The 15317-nt window shown below is 74.3% G+C and carries 11 protein-coding genes; 6 read left to right on the top strand and 5 right to left on the bottom strand.

The features are described 5' to 3' along the window. Window positions 1-203: 203 nt before the first annotated feature. From DRB96_RS38100 to DRB96_RS38080, 5 genes are all read left to right on the top strand, one after another. On the top strand, window positions 204-683 hold the full coding sequence (locus DRB96_RS38100; RefSeq protein ID WP_112452505.1) for a phosphatase PAP2 family protein: 480 nt from the start codon (window positions 204-206) through the stop codon (window positions 681-683). A gap of 162 nt (window positions 684-845) precedes the next feature. Next, entirely contained in the window at window positions 846-2369 is a 1524-nt protein-coding gene (locus DRB96_RS38095; protein ID WP_162688838.1) for a carboxylesterase family protein, read from the top strand. A 148-nt stretch (window positions 2370-2517) separates the two neighbouring features. Next, the gene (locus tag DRB96_RS38090; RefSeq protein WP_162688837.1) at window positions 2518-2790 is read left to right on the top strand and encodes a hypothetical protein; all 273 of its coding nucleotides are present in this window, start codon (window positions 2518-2520) and stop codon (window positions 2788-2790) included. Between the two features lie 163 nt (window positions 2791-2953). After that, the gene (locus tag DRB96_RS38085; protein ID WP_112452502.1) at window positions 2954-3961 is read left to right on the top strand and encodes a LacI family DNA-binding transcriptional regulator; all 1008 of its coding nucleotides are present in this window, start codon (window positions 2954-2956) and stop codon (window positions 3959-3961) included. A 128-nt stretch (window positions 3962-4089) separates the two neighbouring features. Continuing rightward, a complete protein-coding gene (locus tag DRB96_RS38080; RefSeq protein WP_239516472.1) occupies window positions 4090-4647 on the top strand; it encodes an SMI1/KNR4 family protein in 558 nt (185 codons plus the stop codon). A gap of 343 nt (window positions 4648-4990) precedes the next feature. On the opposite strand, the gene DRB96_RS38075 is transcribed toward DRB96_RS38080, so the two are convergent. Further along, on the bottom strand, window positions 4991-5941 hold the full coding sequence (locus DRB96_RS38075) for an alpha/beta hydrolase (protein ID WP_112452501.1): 951 nt from the start codon (window positions 5939-5941) through the stop codon (window positions 4991-4993). A 319-nt stretch (window positions 5942-6260) separates the two neighbouring features. On the opposite strand from DRB96_RS38075, the gene DRB96_RS38070 reads away from it, so the two are divergent. Further along, complete coding sequence (locus DRB96_RS38070; RefSeq protein WP_112452500.1) at window positions 6261-7133, top strand: Cof-type HAD-IIB family hydrolase; 873 nt, start codon at window positions 6261-6263, stop codon at window positions 7131-7133. Window positions 7134-7173: 40 nt separating this feature from the next. Here DRB96_RS38070 and DRB96_RS38065 read toward each other — a convergent pair whose 3' ends face one another. The 4 genes from DRB96_RS38065 to DRB96_RS38050 all read right to left on the bottom strand — a co-directional run bounded on the left by DRB96_RS38065 (window position 7174) and on the right by DRB96_RS38050 (window position 15317). Further along, window positions 7174-8922: a GAF domain-containing protein gene (locus DRB96_RS38065; protein WP_112452499.1), complete on the bottom strand. Its 1749-nt coding sequence runs from the start codon at window positions 8920-8922 to the stop codon at window positions 7174-7176. Window positions 8923-8946: 24 nt separating this feature from the next. Further along, window positions 8947-12588 carry a thiol reductant ABC exporter subunit CydD gene (gene cydD, locus DRB96_RS38060; protein WP_112452498.1) on the bottom strand — a complete coding sequence of 1214 codons (3642 nt, stop codon included), beginning with the start codon at window positions 12586-12588 and terminating at the stop codon, window positions 8947-8949. 53 nt (window positions 12589-12641) lie between these two features. Continuing rightward, window positions 12642-13652 carry a YdcF family protein gene (locus tag DRB96_RS38055; RefSeq protein WP_112452497.1) on the bottom strand — a complete coding sequence of 337 codons (1011 nt, stop codon included), beginning with the start codon at window positions 13650-13652 and terminating at the stop codon, window positions 12642-12644. 96 nt (window positions 13653-13748) lie between these two features. Further along, window positions 13749-15317 (bottom strand): D-aminoacylase, encoded by a 1569-nt coding sequence (locus DRB96_RS38050; protein ID WP_112452496.1) that lies wholly within the window; start codon window positions 15315-15317, stop codon window positions 13749-13751.

Raw genomic sequence — 15317 nt, 5'->3', positions numbered from 1 at the left:
AGAGATGTCTATAGGAGACAGGCCAGGTCCCCGCCGCGCCGCCCCGCCACGCGCTCGTCTGGGGCACGGCGCTGCTCCTGCTGTCCCTGCTGATCGGACTGCTCGTCCGCATCGACGAACGGCCCTTCTTCCAGGGCCTCGACGACGCCTGGGCCGCTTCGCTGCAGGGCTCGCCCGCCGATTCCGCCAGCGGGTTCGCCACCGTGCTCGACCGTCTCGGCGGCCCGCTCGGCACGGTCGTGCCGCTGCTGCTGATGGGCTGCCTGTGCATGTACGGGCGCTGGCGCTCGGCGCTCTTCGTCTTCACCACCGCGATCCTGGCCAACATGCTCGTGGTGCTGCCCCTCAAGGCCCTGGCCGACCGGCCGCGACCGCCGCACACCTGGGTCCTGGTCAACGACGGCTCGTACCCCTCCGGCCAGGTCTTCAGCGCCGTGGCCCTGATGATCGCCGCCGCGGTGGTGCTGTTCCCGCCGGACGGCCGGCGCTGGTGGTGGCTGTTCGGCACGGGGTACGCCGGCGCCATGATGTGGAGCCGCACCTGGCAGCACGCCCAGTGGCTGAGCGACACCTTCGCCGGCGCCCTGGCCGCCGCGGGGGCCTGCCTGCTCCTGTGGCGGGCCTTCGCGCCCCTGCTGAAGACGGAGGCCGAGCGGATGGCGGCGGACACGCTCTGGCTGTGACGCGCCCCCGACCGGCCGGCGACACTCTTCGCGGTATCGCGCAACATTGACGGTCGGCGAATTTTCGCCATACTCTCGACGGGTCGGCGCGCGTTCGGCGCGGGACCCAGGAAGGATCGACTCATGGCACCCACCCCAGGACCCCCAGGACCCGGTCGGCCCGTGGCACACCCGCCCGCGGGCCGGCTGCGCGGCGCGGTCGAGGACGGGCTCGCCGTCTTCCGGGCCGTGCCCTACGCCGCACCCCCGGTCGGCGAACTGCGCTGGCGGGCCGCCCGGCCGCACCCCGGCTGGAGCGGCACCCGCGACGCGACCGCCGACGGCCCCAGCGCCCCGCAGATGTACCTGGAGGGCGGCGACCCCGTCCTCGGCGGGCACGGCTCGCCGCCCTTCGACGAGGACTGCCTGACCCTCAACGTGTGGACCCCCGCGGCCGACGACGCCCGGCGGCCCGTGCTCGTCTGGATCCACGGAGGCGGCTTCGTGTCCGGCTCCGGGTCGCTGCCGAACTACTCGGGCGCCACCTTCGCCCGCGACGGGGACCTGGTCGTCGTCAGCATCAACTACCGCATCGGCCCCCTCGGTTACCTGCACACCGGCCCCGAGGAGGGCGCGGCGGACCCCGGCGCCAACCACTGGCTGACCGACCAGCTCGCCGCCCTGCGCTGGGTGCGGGACAACATCGCCGCCTTCGGGGGCGACCCCGACGCCATCACCGTCGCGGGCCAGTCGGGCGGCGCCGTGTCCACCGCCGCCCTCGCCGGACTGCCCGAGACCCGGGGCCTGATCCGGCGGGTGATCCTGATGAGCCCGCCCTTCGGGCTGGACCTCCCCGGGTCCGAGGACGGCCCGGAGCGCACGGCCGCGTACCTCGAGGCCGCCGGGGTCAAGACCCTGGCCGAGCTGCGCACCCTGCCCTGGCCCGAGCTGATCGGCGCCGTCGGCGGGCTCTTCGCCCGGACGACCCGCTGGGGCTACTGGCCCACGCCGTTCCTGCCCGTGGTCGACGGCGTGACGCTGCCCCGCCACCCGGCCGAGGCCCTGCTGCACGGGGCCGCGGCCGGCATCGAGGTGATGATCGGCTGGACCCGGGAGGAGGCCAACTTCGGCTTCGCCCTGAACGAGGTGCACGCAGCGGCGGACCGGGACCAGGTCACCGACCGGATCGCGGACACCTTCGGCCCCGAGGCGGCCCCCGCCGTGTACGCGGCGTACGAGCGCACCCGGCCCGGGGCCGGTCCGGCCGACGTCCTGATGGACCTCATCACGGACGAGCTCTTCCGGGTCCCCGCGCTGCGGCTGGCCGAGGCCCGGGCCGAGGCGGGCCATCCGGTGTGGGCCTACCAGTTCGACCTTCCCGCGGCCGCCCACGACGGCCGGCTCGGCGCGGCACACTGCCTCGAACTGCCCTTCGCGTTCGCCAACTTCGACCAGTGGACCCACGCGCCCCTGACGTCCGGGCTGGACCCCGCCGTCCGGGACGGGCTCGCGCACACCATGCACGAGGCCTGGATCGCCTTCATCCGCACCGGCGACCCGAACCATCCGGACATGCCGACGTGGAACCCGTACGAGAAGGACACCCGCACCACGATGCGCTTCGACTCCGTCGTCACCGCGCTCGCCGACCTCGCCGGGGACTCCCTGCGCCTGCACGAGAGGGCGCTCGGCTCCCGGCCCGCCTGAGGGCCGCCCCCGGGGCGGCGGCCGGGATGAGGGCCAGAGCCTGCCGGCCGCCCTCCCGGCCGCCGACCCGGCCGATGCGCCGGCCGCGGACCCGGCCGACGAGCCCGGGGCGGCGGCCGGGCGACTGCGGGAGCATCCCGCCGCCCCGGTGTCCGCGGCAGCGGAGCAAGTGCGGCTGCGCCGGCGGGCGGCGGCGAAGTTCGGGGAGTCCGCGCCCGGGCTGCGCTTCACCGAGGACAGCCCGGAGCCGTCGCCCCACGTGGCCGTGTCCGCGTACGAGATCACGGAAGTGCTGCCGCTCACCGGCGGGGCACCGAATGCCCCACGGACCCCGGAAGCGTCGACGGAGTTCCCCGCGGGCCCCGCGGACCGCCCCACCGTGCTGGTCGTCAGCCCCACCCCGGTCACACCCGCCGCCTGAGCCGACCAGCGACCGGACCGCCGAGCAGGCCGCCCGAACCGACCGGGACCCGCCCCCGCAGAGCTGCTCGCACATCCGGGCGGGCCCGCGCTCCGTTGATCTAACTCGTGTAACCTCCGAAGGGAAGGCACCGAGCCGAACAAAAGGAGCGTCGAGCGACGTCATGGCCAAAGACACTCCTGTCCCGGCGTCCCCCACCAGCGCCGACGTGGCCCGCCTCGCGGGGGTTTCCCGCGCCACGGTCTCCTTCGTCCTCAACGACACCCAGGGCCACCGCGTCGGCGAAGCGGCCCGCGCCCGCGTCCTCGACGCCGCCCGGCAGCTCGGCTACGTACCGCACGCCGCGGCCCGGTCCCTGCGGGCCGGGCGCAGCAACCTCGTGCTGATGCCCTCGTCGATCTCCGCGGTCGGCCGCCTCGTCAGCGACTGGGTCGACGACCTGCACAGCGAGCTCGACCGGCACGGTTACACCGCCGTCCTGCACGCGGGGCGCTTCGCCGACCCCCTCGACGCCGCCCGCGCCTGGGCCGAGCTGCGCCCGGCCGCCGTCATCGCCCTCGACGGCGACCGGCTCACCGCACAGGCCGCCGAACTGCTGCGGCGCGCCGGGGTGCGGGGGCTGCTCGCCTTCGCCGCCCGTCCCGTGCCGGGCGTGCACACCATCCGCTTCGACCACGCCCGCATCGGCGCCACCGCCGCGGAGCACCTGATCTCGCGCGGCCGGACCCGTATCGGCGTGGTCATGCCGCAGGAGCGCGGTCTCGGCACCCTCGCCGCGCCGCGGCTCGCCGGCGCCGAGTCGGTCGCCGCCGGGCACATGGCCACGGTGACCCCGGTGGAGCTCGCCTACACCCGGGAGTCGGCGACCTCGCTGGCCCGGCGCTGGCGGAGCCTCGGCCTGGACTCCGTGTTCGCCTACAACGACGAGTACGCCGCGCTGCTCATGCACGCCCTGCGGGCCGAGGGGATCGACGTACCCGGGGAGGTGGCCGTCGTGGGCTCCGACGACCTGGTCCTCGCCGCCCTCCAGCAGCCCCCGCTGACCTCGATCCGCCTGGATCTGGTCTCGCCCGCCGCGGTCGCGGACGCCGTGCACGATCTGATCGAAACGGGCACGACGGCGCCCATCCCGGAGATAGAAGCGGTCCTGATCGAACGCGAGACCTCCTGAGGGCCCCGATTCCGGGCCCGCCCGTCGATCCCCCGTGAACGCGTCATGAGCCGGTTCCGGCGCCTCGGGGCAGTCCGAGCCCGCCGGGAGCCCCTGGGGTGTCACACCGGTCTGGCAGTCTGCCGTCCATGACGGATGACCTCATCGACACATGGACGCCGAAGCGCCGCATCACGGATCCGGCCGAGGCGCTCGCGGCGCTCGAGCGCGCCGTTCCGGACATGGCCGACCACCGCCGGCCGACTCCCGCCGTACTCGACTGGGCCCTGCTCGAGGAGGGCTTGGGCACCGCGCTGCCTTCCGACTACAAGCACCTCGCCGAGTGGTACCCGGCGTTCGCCATCGGCCACTGCGTACTCCTCGGCCTGCCGGAGCCGGGCGCGGAACACCACGTGCTCCGTGACATCAGGAGCCTGCTGGAGGCGCTCGTCGAGGCCCGGCCGGAACCCGGCCCCGGCGTGCCGCCCCATCCCGCACCGGGCGGTCTTCTGCCCTGGGCCGAGTCGGACGAGAGCGACACGTTCGCGTGGAGGACGACCGGCGGGACCCCGCAGGAGTGGTGCGTCACCGTGGCGGGTCACGGCGGGGCTGGTGGCACTACGAGGGCGGGGCCGTGCAGTTCCTGGCAGAACTCTGCGACGGCACGCTGGAGCCCCCGGGCCTGCGGCTGTTCGACTCCGAGGTGACACCCTGTTGAGCCCCCGCGGGACCGTCGTCATCGGGCGGGACGACGGCGGCGGAGCTCGGCCCCGGACCTGAACGGAACGGCGCCGGGCGCCCCGGTGACGGGGGCCCGGCGCGGCGGCTTTCGGATCCTGCCGGTTTCCGGGGGGCGCGGGGCCTCAGGCGCCCAGTGCTGTGACCGGGAAGGTTTGCCGGGTCGCGGTGTCCGGTGCGGTGCATCTCCCCCAGCTACCGCCGGGAGGGGCCCCCGGACGGAGGACCACGCCTCGTACTGGACGTACCGGTGTGGTCCGACAACGCGGCGAGGTGCCGTGCCGGGCGCCGCGACCCGGTGAACCCTTCCGGTCACAGCACCAGGTGGCCGGCCAGGAAGGCGACGCTGTCCGCGACGATCCGCCCGATGTCGGGCGATCCGAGGAAGATGTGGTCCGCGCCCTCCACCGGAGTCAGGGTGACCTCGCCCCCGGCCTTCGTCAGGACCGCGGCGAGCTGCTCGCTCTGGCTGTAGGGGACCAGCCCGTCGAGCGTTCCGTGGATCAGCAGGAACGGCGGCGGGTCCGAACCCTCGACGGCGTACGTGACCGGGCTCGCGGCCCGCGCCAGCTCGGGGCGTTCGGCGACGGCCGCGCCGAGCAGGGCTTCGTACGGGTCGGGGAACTCGGCTCCGCCGGGCATCGGCGGCATGGGGTGCTCGGCGAGGGTGACCAGGTCGGAGACCCCGTACCAGTCGACGACGGCCCGTACCGCGGTGTCCCCCGCGCCCACTCCCTGTACGCCCTCCAGCGCGGCGGCGTCCGGGGTGTCCGCGCCGACGACCCCGGCGAGGGCGGCCAGGTGGCCTCCGGCGGACTCGCCCCAGACCCCGATCCGGTCCGGGTCCACGCCCAGGACGGCGGCGAACTGCCGGACGTAGCGGATCGCGGCCTTCACGTCGTGCAACTGGGCCGGGAAGGGGGCCTCCAGGCTGTGCCGGTAGTCGATGGAGACGAGCGCGAGGCCCGCCCCCAGCACCGATCCGTGCAGCAGCTCCACGGGAACGGTCGGCGGCGGGTAGCGGCGGTCGCCGTCCAGCCAGCCGCCGCCGTGGATCCACACCACCGCCGGGAAGGGCCCCTCGCCCTCGGGCACCAGGACGTCGAGGAGCCGCGGCCGGTAGCCGGGCGAGGTCGCGTACGTCACCCCTTCGAAGCGGCGGATCCCGTCGGCGCCGACCACCGCGGACACGGGGGTCCGGAACGGCGGGGGCGGCCAGGTCATGTCCGCCAGGTCGATCGTGGCGGGGGGCGATTGCGTCATTGCGGCCCTTCCAATCTGCTCGGCCCCGAGGGCCGAGGGGGTACGGGTACGGGTCCGGTCGTCAGTCCGGGTCCGGGTGCGGGTCCGGTCGTGGGTCCGGGTCCCGCCACGGCTGCGGCCACCACCACGGACAAGGCTTCGTAACGTATGTCCGGATTGCTTGCGCGAGCCATGGCGGAGGCTTAGCGTGTTACACGTGTAATCACGACTCTAGCGACGCGTTTCCGCAGACCACAAGAGCACGGGCAGTCCAAGTTCCCCGGCAGTTACACGAGCCGCCGCGCGAATGTCGCCGCCTTCCCCCCTCCGGGAGCACGTCATGCCCGTAACCCCGCCCACCCCCGTGACCCGGCTCATCGCCACCGACCTCGACGGCACCCTGCTGCACGACGACAAGTCCGTCTCGCGGCGCACCGTCGCCGCGCTCGCGGCCGCCGAGGAAGCCGGCATCGCGGTGTTCTTCGTGACCGGCCGCCCGGCCCGCTGGATGGGCGTCGTCAGCGACCACGTTCAGGGTCACGGCCTGGCGATCTGCGCGAACGGCGCCGCCGTCGTCGATCTGCACGCCATGGGCTCGGAGCCCACCGGCCGGGAGTTCGTGCAGGTCAGGCCACTGCCACGGATCACGGCACTCAAGGTGGTGGAGGCCCTGCGGGCCGCCGCCCCGGGCACCTCCTTCGCCGTGGAGATGACCACGGGCATCAACTACGAGCCCACCTACCCGCCGTTCTTCCAGGACCCGGGCGGCAATGTCGCCACCGCCGAGCAGCTGCTCGACGAGGCCTCGGACGACGATTCGGCGCCCGTCCTCAAGGTGCTGGCCCACCACGCCGAGCTGGCTCCGGACGAGTTCCTGGCACTGGCCCGCTCCGTCGCCGACGCGTACGCCTCGATCACCCGTTCCAGCCCGACCTCCCTGCTGGAGATCAGTGGCCCGGGCGTCTCCAAAGCCAGCACCCTGGCGCTGTGCTGCGAGGAGCGCGGGATCTCACCGGCCGAGGTGGTCGCCTTCGGGGACATGCCGAACGACGTGGAGATGCTCGGCTGGGCCGGCACCTCCTACGCGATGGGCAACGCCCATCCGGACGTGATCGCGGCCGCGTCGGGCCGCACGGTCGCCAACAACGAGGACGGCGTCGCCCTCGTCATCGAGCGCATCCTGGCCGAACGGGCCGCCGGCGCCCAGCCGTAAGTCCAGAGCCTTGGCAGCGGTCCAGGGGGGCTTCTCGGGTCTAGAGCGGGGCCTCCCACACCAGGGTGGTCCCGCCGCCCTCCTCGCCGAGGCCGGGGCCGTACGAGCTGGCACCGCCGAGGGACTCGGCCCGCCGGCGCAGGTTCCGCAGCCCGCTGCGGCGCCCGCCCTCCGGGATGCCCACCCCGTCGTCGGCGACCTCCAGCCGGACCCCTGGCCGCCCGTCGGCCAGGGTGACGGTGGAGTCGAGCACCACCTCGATCCGGGAGGCCTCCGCGTGCCGGAACGCGTTGGACAGGGCCTCGCGCAGGGCGGCGATCAGGTTCTTGCCGACCAGCTCGCCGACGACCGCGTCGATCGGGCCGAGGAAGCGGTGCGCGGGCTTGAAGCCCAGCGGCACGGCTGCCATGTTGATCTCCCGCAGCACCCTGGTGCGCAGACCCGAGGGCGCTTCCGCCGGACCCTGCTGGAGCGCGAAGATCGCGGTGCGGATCTCCTGGATCGTCACGTCCAGCTCGTCCACGGCCTTGCCGACCCCGTCGCGTACCTCGGGCACGACGGACCGGCGCTGGGCGCCTTCCAGCATCATCCCGGTGGCGAAGAGCCGCTGGATGACGAGGTCGTGCAGATCGCGGGCGATCCGGTCGCGGTCCTCGAAGACGGCGAGGCGCTCCCGGTCTCGCTGGGCCTCCGCCATCATCAGTGCCAGGGCCGCCTGGGAGGCGAACTGCGTGGCCAGGGTCCGCTCGGCCTCGCTGAACGGCCGCTTGCCGCGCGCCCGGGGCGTGACGAGCGCACCCAGCACCCGGCCGCCGCTGTGCAGGGGCAGCATCATGCAGGCCCCGTACTGGCTGGTCAGCCGGCTGATCATGCGCGGGTCCGAGGAGGCGTCGTCCACGAAGACCGGCTCGCCCTCCAGCAGCCTGGCCACCACGGGGCTCTCGGCCGGGATGACGACGCCGAGGGAGGTGGCCGGGTTCTCGGCGGAGACCGCGACGATCTCCATGCCGCCCTCCTCGGCCGGCAGCATGACGATCCCCGCGGCGGAATCGGCGAGCCGGCGGGCCTGTTCGGCGACGACCGCCAGTGCGTCGTCCGCGTCCCCGCCCGACAGCAGGGCGGTGGTGACGGCGACGGAGCCGTCGATCCAGCGCTCGCGCTGGGTGGCGGCCTCGTAGAGCCGGGCGTTGCCGATGGCGATGCCCGCCTCGGTGGCCAGCACCCGGACCATGTGGACGTCGTAGTCGTTGAACTCGCCGCCGCCGTTCTTCTCAGCGAGGTAGAGGTTTCCGAAGATCTCCCCCTGCACCCGGATCGGAACGCCGAGGAAGGTCTTCATGGGCGGGTGGTGCGCGGGGAAGCCCGCCGAGCGCGGGTCCTTGGTCAGATCGGCGAGGTGCACCGTGTCGGGGTGCGAGATCAGCGCGCCGAGCAGCCCGCGCTTCCCGTCCGGGCGGTGCCCGATCTTCTTCGCCAGCGCGTCGCTGATCCCGAAGGTGACGAAGTCCGAGAGCCCCCGGCCTTCGGTGTCGACGACGCCGATGGCCGCGTAGCGGGCGTCGGCGAGTTCGGCGGCCGTCTCGCAGATCCGGTCCAGTGTGGAGTGCAGTTCGAGGCCGGTACCCACCGACCGCATGGCCTCCAGCAGCTGCGGCACCCGGGCCGTGAGCTCGGTGGACAGCCCCTGGAGACTCCGGGTGGCGGCGGTCGCGGCCTCCAGTGGGTCGGGCTGCCGCGGCGCGGGCTCCGGAGCTGACTCGGGCGTTTCCTGGGACTGCTGCGCTGACATGCCCTTGAGCCTAGTTAGTCCGGATTAGCGAGGAAAGTCGAGAGTGAGTCGGGACTGGAGGAAACCGGCCGTCGTCGCGTCCGCTTCCCGCTCGCGCTCCAGCAGCCTGCGCAGCGGCCCTTCGGCGGCGGCCAGCTCCGCGTACGCACCGCGCTGGACCACCGCTCCGCGGTCCAGGACGAGCACCTCGTCGACCTCCTCCAGCCCGGCCAGCCGGTGCGTGATCAGCACGGTGGTGCGGCCCTCGGTCGCCGCCAGCAGATCCGCCGTCAGCGCGTCGGCGGTCGCCAGGTCCAGGTGCTCGGCCGGCTCGTCCAGGACGAGGACCGGGAAGTCCGCGAGCAGTGCCCGCGCCAGCGCCAGGCGCTGGCGCTGGCCGCCCGAGATCCGCTCGCCGTGCTCCCCGACCAGCGTGTCCAGCCCGTCCGGGAGCCCGTCGGCCCACTCCAGGAGCCGGGCCGCCGCGAGCGCCTCCCGCAGTTGTGCCTCGCTCGCCCCGGGCCGGGCCAGGAGCAGGTTCTCGCGTACCGAACTGTCGAAGATGTGCGCGTCCTGGGCGCACAGGCCCACGACCCGGCGCACGTCGTCGCCGTCGACCGCGCGCGCGTCGGTCCCGCCCAGGGTGTACGAGCCCTCGTGCTGGTCCAGGAAGCGCAGCAGGACCTGCGCCAGCGTGGTCTTGCCGGATCCCGAGGGGCCGACGACAGCGATCCGGCGGCCCGCCTCCAAGGTCAGATCGAGCCCGTGCAGCGCGTCGCGCTCCTGCCCGGGGTGGCGGGCGGCGAGTCCGGACAGCCGCAGCGGGAAGGGCGAGGCGGGCAGCTTCAGCGGCCGCTCCGGCTCGGCGACCGGAACGGGCGCGTCGATGACCTCGTAGACCCGCTCGGCGCTGCGGCGGACCCGCTGGCGGTACTGGACGGCCTGCGGAAGCCCGGTGACGGCCTCGAACGCGGCGAGCGGGGTCAGGACCACGACGGCCATGGCGACCCCGGACAGCCGGCCCCCCGCGACGGCACCCGCACCGACGGCGGCCGCGCCCACCACGGTCAGTCCGCACACCAGGGCGGACAGACCGCTCCCGAGTCCGGTGACGGCGGCCGCGCGGGCGGCGATCCCGGTCAGCGTGCGGTCGCTGTCCTTCGCGGCGGCCTTCCGGCCGCCCAGCGCGCCGGCGACGGTCAGCTCGGCGGTCCCGGTGAGCAGATCGGCCACACGGGTGGCGAGCTCGCCCCGGGCGGGCGCGAGCCGGCGCTCGGTACGGTGCGCGCAGACGGCGCTGAGCAGCGGTACCCCGACCCCGGCGGCGAGCAGGCCGACGGCGAGGACGGCCCCGGCCCCGGGCAGCAGCCAGGCGGTGAAGGCGACCGAACCGGTCCCGACGAGCACGGCGGTGCCGACGGGCAGCAGCCAGCGCAGCCAGTAGTCCTGCAGGGCGTCGGCGTCGGCCACCAGCCGGGTCAGCAGATCGCCGCGCCGCTGGGCGCGCAGTCCGGCGGGCGCGATGCGCTCCAGCCGGCGGTACACGGACACGCGCAGGTCGGCGAGCATGCGCAGCACCGCGTCGTGGGAGACGAGCCGCTCCGCGTAACGGAAGACGGCACGGCCCAGGCCGAAGGCGCGCGTGGCGGTGACGGCCACCATCAGGTAGAGCACGGGCGGCTGTTCGGAGGCCCGCGAGATCAGCCATCCGGAGACGGCCATCAGCCCGACGCCGCACCCGACGGCCAGTGCCCCGAGCAACAGCCCGAGCCTGAACCGTCCCTGCCAGGCCTTGGCCACCCCGCGGACCCGCCTGAGCGGGTCCTGCCCGCCGGCGTCCGCCGCGCCCTTGCGGTCCGTCCGTTCCGCGGTGGCCCCGAGGATCCACTCCCCGGGATCGGCCGGCCCCACTCCCGGCCCCACTCCCGGCCCGGCGCCGGGCGCCGGAGCCGCGCCCCCGGCGGGCGCGGGAACACCGGGCGCTTGAACACCCGGCGCGGGAAGGGCGGCCGATGCCGCGAGGCCCGGCACGGGGGAGGGCCCCTCGGCGCCGGTCCCGACGCGTACGACGCGGTCGGCCAGCGCCAGCAGCGCCGGCCGGTGCACCACGAGCAGCACGGTCCGGCCCACCGCGAGCCGGCGTACGGCCTCCACGACGGCCGCCTCGGTCTCGCCGTCCAGCGCCGCCGTGGGCTCGTCCAGAAGCAGCACCGGCCGGTCCGCCAGGAAGGCCCGCGCCAGCGCGAGACGCTGGCGCTGCCCGGCGGACAGCCCGACCCCGCCCTCGCCGAGCGCCGTCCGCGCACCGCGCGGCAGGACCCGTACGAACTCCCAGGCCCCGGCGTCCTCCAGCGCGGCGGTCACTTCGTCGTCGGTCGCCCCCGGCCGAGCCAGCCGGACGTTCTCCGCGATCGTCCCGGCGAACAGGTGGGGCCGCTGCGGCACCCACGCGATCCGCTCGCGCCACTGCTCGGCCGACAGCCCGGCCAGGTCCGCGCCGTCGATCCGCACCCGGCCCGCGCTCGGCGCCACGAATCCCAGCAGCACCTGGAGCAGCGTGGACTTGCCCGCTCCGCTCGGCCCGGTGAGAGCCACGCATTCGCCCGGTCCCACGGAGAGCGAGACCGGTCCGGGGGAGTCCTCGCCCCGGCCCTGGTGGCGGACCGCCACGCCGTCGAGCTCGATCCGCAGCCCCGAGGCAGCGACGGCGGCCCTCCCGGCCGGCACGGAGACCGGGGTCTCCAGGACTTCGAAGATCTCTTCGGCGGCGGCCAGTCCCTCCGCCGCCGCGTGGTACTGCGCCCCGACCTGGCGCAGCGGAAGGTACGCCTCGGGCGCCAGCACCAGGATGACGAGCCCCGTGTACAGGTCCAGCTCCCCGTGGACCAGCCGCATGCCGATCGTCACGGCGACCAGTGCCACCGACAGGGTCGCCAGCAGCTCGAGCGCGAACGAGGACAGGAACGCGATGCGCAGCGTGCGCATGGTCGCCTGGCGGTAGTCATCGGTGATCTTGCGGATGGACTCCGCCTGCGCCTTCGCCCGGCCGAAGACCTTCAGGGTCGGCAGGCCGGCCACCACGTCGAGGAAGTGCCCCGACAGGCGGGACAGCAGCCGCCACTGGCGGTCCATCCGGGACTGGGTGGCCATCCCGATGAGGATCATGAAGGCCGGGATCAGCGGCAGGGTGACCACGATGATCGCCGCCGACACCCAGTCCTCGGTGACGATCCGGGCGAGCACCGCGACGGGGACCACGATCGCGAGTCCCAGCTGGGGCAGGTAGCGGGAGAAGTAGTCGTCGAGCGCGTCCACGCCCCGCGTGGCCAGGGCCACGAGGGAGCCGGTCCGCTGGCCGCTCAGCCAGCCGGGGCCCAGATCCGCGGCCCGCTCCAGCAGCCGGCCCCGCAGTTCCGACTTGACCGCCGCGCTCGCCCTGTGTGCGGCCAGCTCCGTCAGCCAGGCGACCAGGCCCCGGCCGCAGGCCACCGCCGCGAGCAGCAGCAGGGGGGTCCGCAGGGCCCCGCCGTCCAGACCGTCCTCGAAGGCACCGACCACGATCTCGGCGATCAGCATCGCCTGGCCGACGACCAGCCCCGCCCCGGCGAGCCCGAGGGCCACCACCGCCCCCAGGAAGAGGCGGGTGGAACGGGCGTACCGAAGCAGGCGCGGGTCGATCGGTTTCACGTGAAACATCCCCCAGGCAGGATCGGGCGGGACGGGACGGGGCCGGGTGGGCCTCAGGCGCTGCTGACCGCCAGTACCGCGGTCAGGGCGACGACCGCGCCGCAGATGCTGAGGTTGACGGTCTTGTGCTCCCAGAACACCGCGACGAACTCGCGGATCGTCGCGCTCGGCCAGAAGTACTTCGCCGTCGGCGAGCCCAGGACCTGGCCGTTCACCCCGGCCTTGCGGGCCATCATCGCGGCACGGAAGGCGTGGAAGTTGTTGGTGACCACCACGCAGCGGTAGGACGGGTCCCCGGTCAGCATGATCTCGCGGCTGAAGAGGAGGTTCTCCTCCGTCGTGCGGGAGCGGTCCTCCAGCCGGAGGTGGTCCTGCGGCACGCCCTGCGCGATCAGCCAGTCGGCCATCGCCCGCGCCTCCGCGAGCTTCTCGTCCGTCCCCTTGCCGCCCGAGGTGAGCAGCAGCGGCACCCGGCCGCCCCGCGCGATCTGGGCGTCGTGGATCTCCTTGCCCTTGCGCAGCCGCGAGGCCAGCAGCGGCGGGACCCGGTCGCCGCCGATCAGGCCGGAGCCGAGCATCACCACGTAGTCGACGTCCCCGCGCACCTTGATCCGGCCGTAGAGGAAGGCGTAGGCGAGGAAGCAGAGGAAGAGGAAGGAGACGTACCCGGCGAGGAAGACCACGCCCCCCACCACCGCGTCCCAGATCCGGGAGCCCTGGCTGCCCAGGGTCAGGACGAACGCGATCAGGGCGAAGATCCCCACCCCCGCCGTGAAGGAGAGCAGGTTGGCCGGCCGGCGGCCCTCCTTGCGGACCATCGTCAGGCCGTTGCCGATCAGGAAGAGGCCCAGGGCGACCGTGCCGAGGGCCGGGACGAGGAAGACCAGCGCGACGATGAGCGCGCCGAGCCCGTGGGGCAGGACCGGGACCAGGGTGAGCAGGCCGACCGAGGCGAATATGAAGGTGAGGCCCAGGTAGACCGCGTTGCGGAAGCGCCGCCGGTCCTCCCGGACGCTGACGCCGAAGAGGACGAGGAAAAGGGCGGCGGGGACAAAGGCGAACATGTCGCCATCGTAGGCGGCCGGGTCGAACGGCAGGCCGGTTTCCTCCGGGTCCTCCGGGTCCGCCGTGACCCGGCAGGCCTTTCCGTACCGCGGCCCCTAGCGGCCGCGGTACGGCGTGCGGCGGACGGACCGCCCGGCCAGGACGTCCGTCCTGCGCCCGTCCCGCATCACGAACCGCCCGTCGATCAGCACGTGCGGGATCCCGGTCGGCAGGGCGCGCGGCCGCTCGTACGTCGACCCGGCCGCGACCGTCAGCGGATCGAACAGGACCAGGTCCGCGCGGTTGCCCTCCGTGACGGTCCCGCGGTCGGGCAGGCGCAGCCGGGCCGCCGGGCGGCCCGACAGGTGGGCCACGCACTCCTCCAGGGACAGGACGCCCAGCTCGCGCACGTAGTGCCCGAGGTAGTGCGGGAAGGTGCCGTAGGCCCGCGGGTGCGGTTTCGCACCCTGCAGGATGCCGTCCGAGCCGCCCGTGTGCACCGGGTGGCGCATGATCGCCCGGACGTTCTCCTCGTGCCCGACGTGCTGCAGGATGCTCGGGCCCAGCCGGTCGCCCAGCAGCAGCCGCCGGGCGGTGCCCCAGTCGCGGACGCGCGTGCCGACGTGGGACCCGAAGGCCGGATCGGTGGTCCCGGCGATCTCGATCGTGGACCAGTCGACGGGCACGCCGTGACAGCCGTCGGAGCCCTCCACCTCCAGCGCGCGCCGGATCCGCTCGGCCTCGGCGTCGTCGCGCAGCCGCGCGAGGACCGCCTCGGGTCCGCCCTCGTTCGCCCAGCCGGGCAGGAGGGCGACCAGGGTGGTGCAGCCGGGGGTGTACGGGTAGCTGTCGAGGGTGATGTCGGCGCCGTCGGCCAGGGCCCGGTCCAGGAGCGCGAGCAGCTCGGGGGCGCGGCCCTCGTTCTCGCCGAAGTTCATCGTGGCGTGCGCCAGGTGCAGGGCGCAGCCGGCCCCGCGGGTCAGCTCGACCATCTCGGCGTAGGCGGCGAGCGCGCCGCGGCCGTACGAGCGGTGGTGCGGGCAGTAGTAGCCCCCGTGGTCGGCGACCACCCGGCACAGCTCGGTCAGCTCGGCGCCCGACGCGTACATGCCCGGGGTGTAGGTGAGGCCGGAGGACATGCCGACGGCGCCCTGCGCGAGGCCTTCGGCGACCAGGGCGCGCATCCGGTCCAGCTCGGCGGGGGTCGCGGGCCGGTCGCACCAGCCGACGGCGTACGCGCGGACGGTGCCCTGGGGGACCAGGTACGCGGCGTTGACGGCGATGCCCTGCGCGTCCAGGCGGTCGAGGTAGCCGCCCACGTCCCGCCAGGTGAAGTCGATGTCCTCGCCCGTGCCGTTCCAGCCGGCGATGGCGGCCCGGACCTCCGACAGGGTCCGGTCGTCGGCGGGGGCGTACGACAGGCCGTCCTGGCCGAGGACCTCCAGGGTCACCCCCTGGGCGGCCTTCGCGCTGTGGTCCGGATCGCGGAGCAGCGCCAGATCGCTGTGGGCGTGCATGTCGACGAAGCCGGGGGCCAGGACCAGCCCGTCGGCGTCGAGGGTCTGCCGCCCGCCGCCGATCCGGCCGATCCCGGCGATGCGGCCCTCGTGGATCCCCACGTCGGCGGTGTAGGAGGGCCCGCCCGTGCCGTCGACGACGCGGGCCCCGCGGATGACCAGGTCCAT

This window comes from Streptomyces sp. ICC1, from assembly GCF_003287935.1.
In the GTDB taxonomy this organism is placed as follows: domain Bacteria; phylum Actinomycetota; class Actinomycetes; order Streptomycetales; family Streptomycetaceae; genus Streptomyces; species Streptomyces tritrimontium.
The sequence above is the reverse complement of the archived record's forward strand: the minus strand, read 5'-3'. Positions and strand labels throughout refer to the sequence as shown.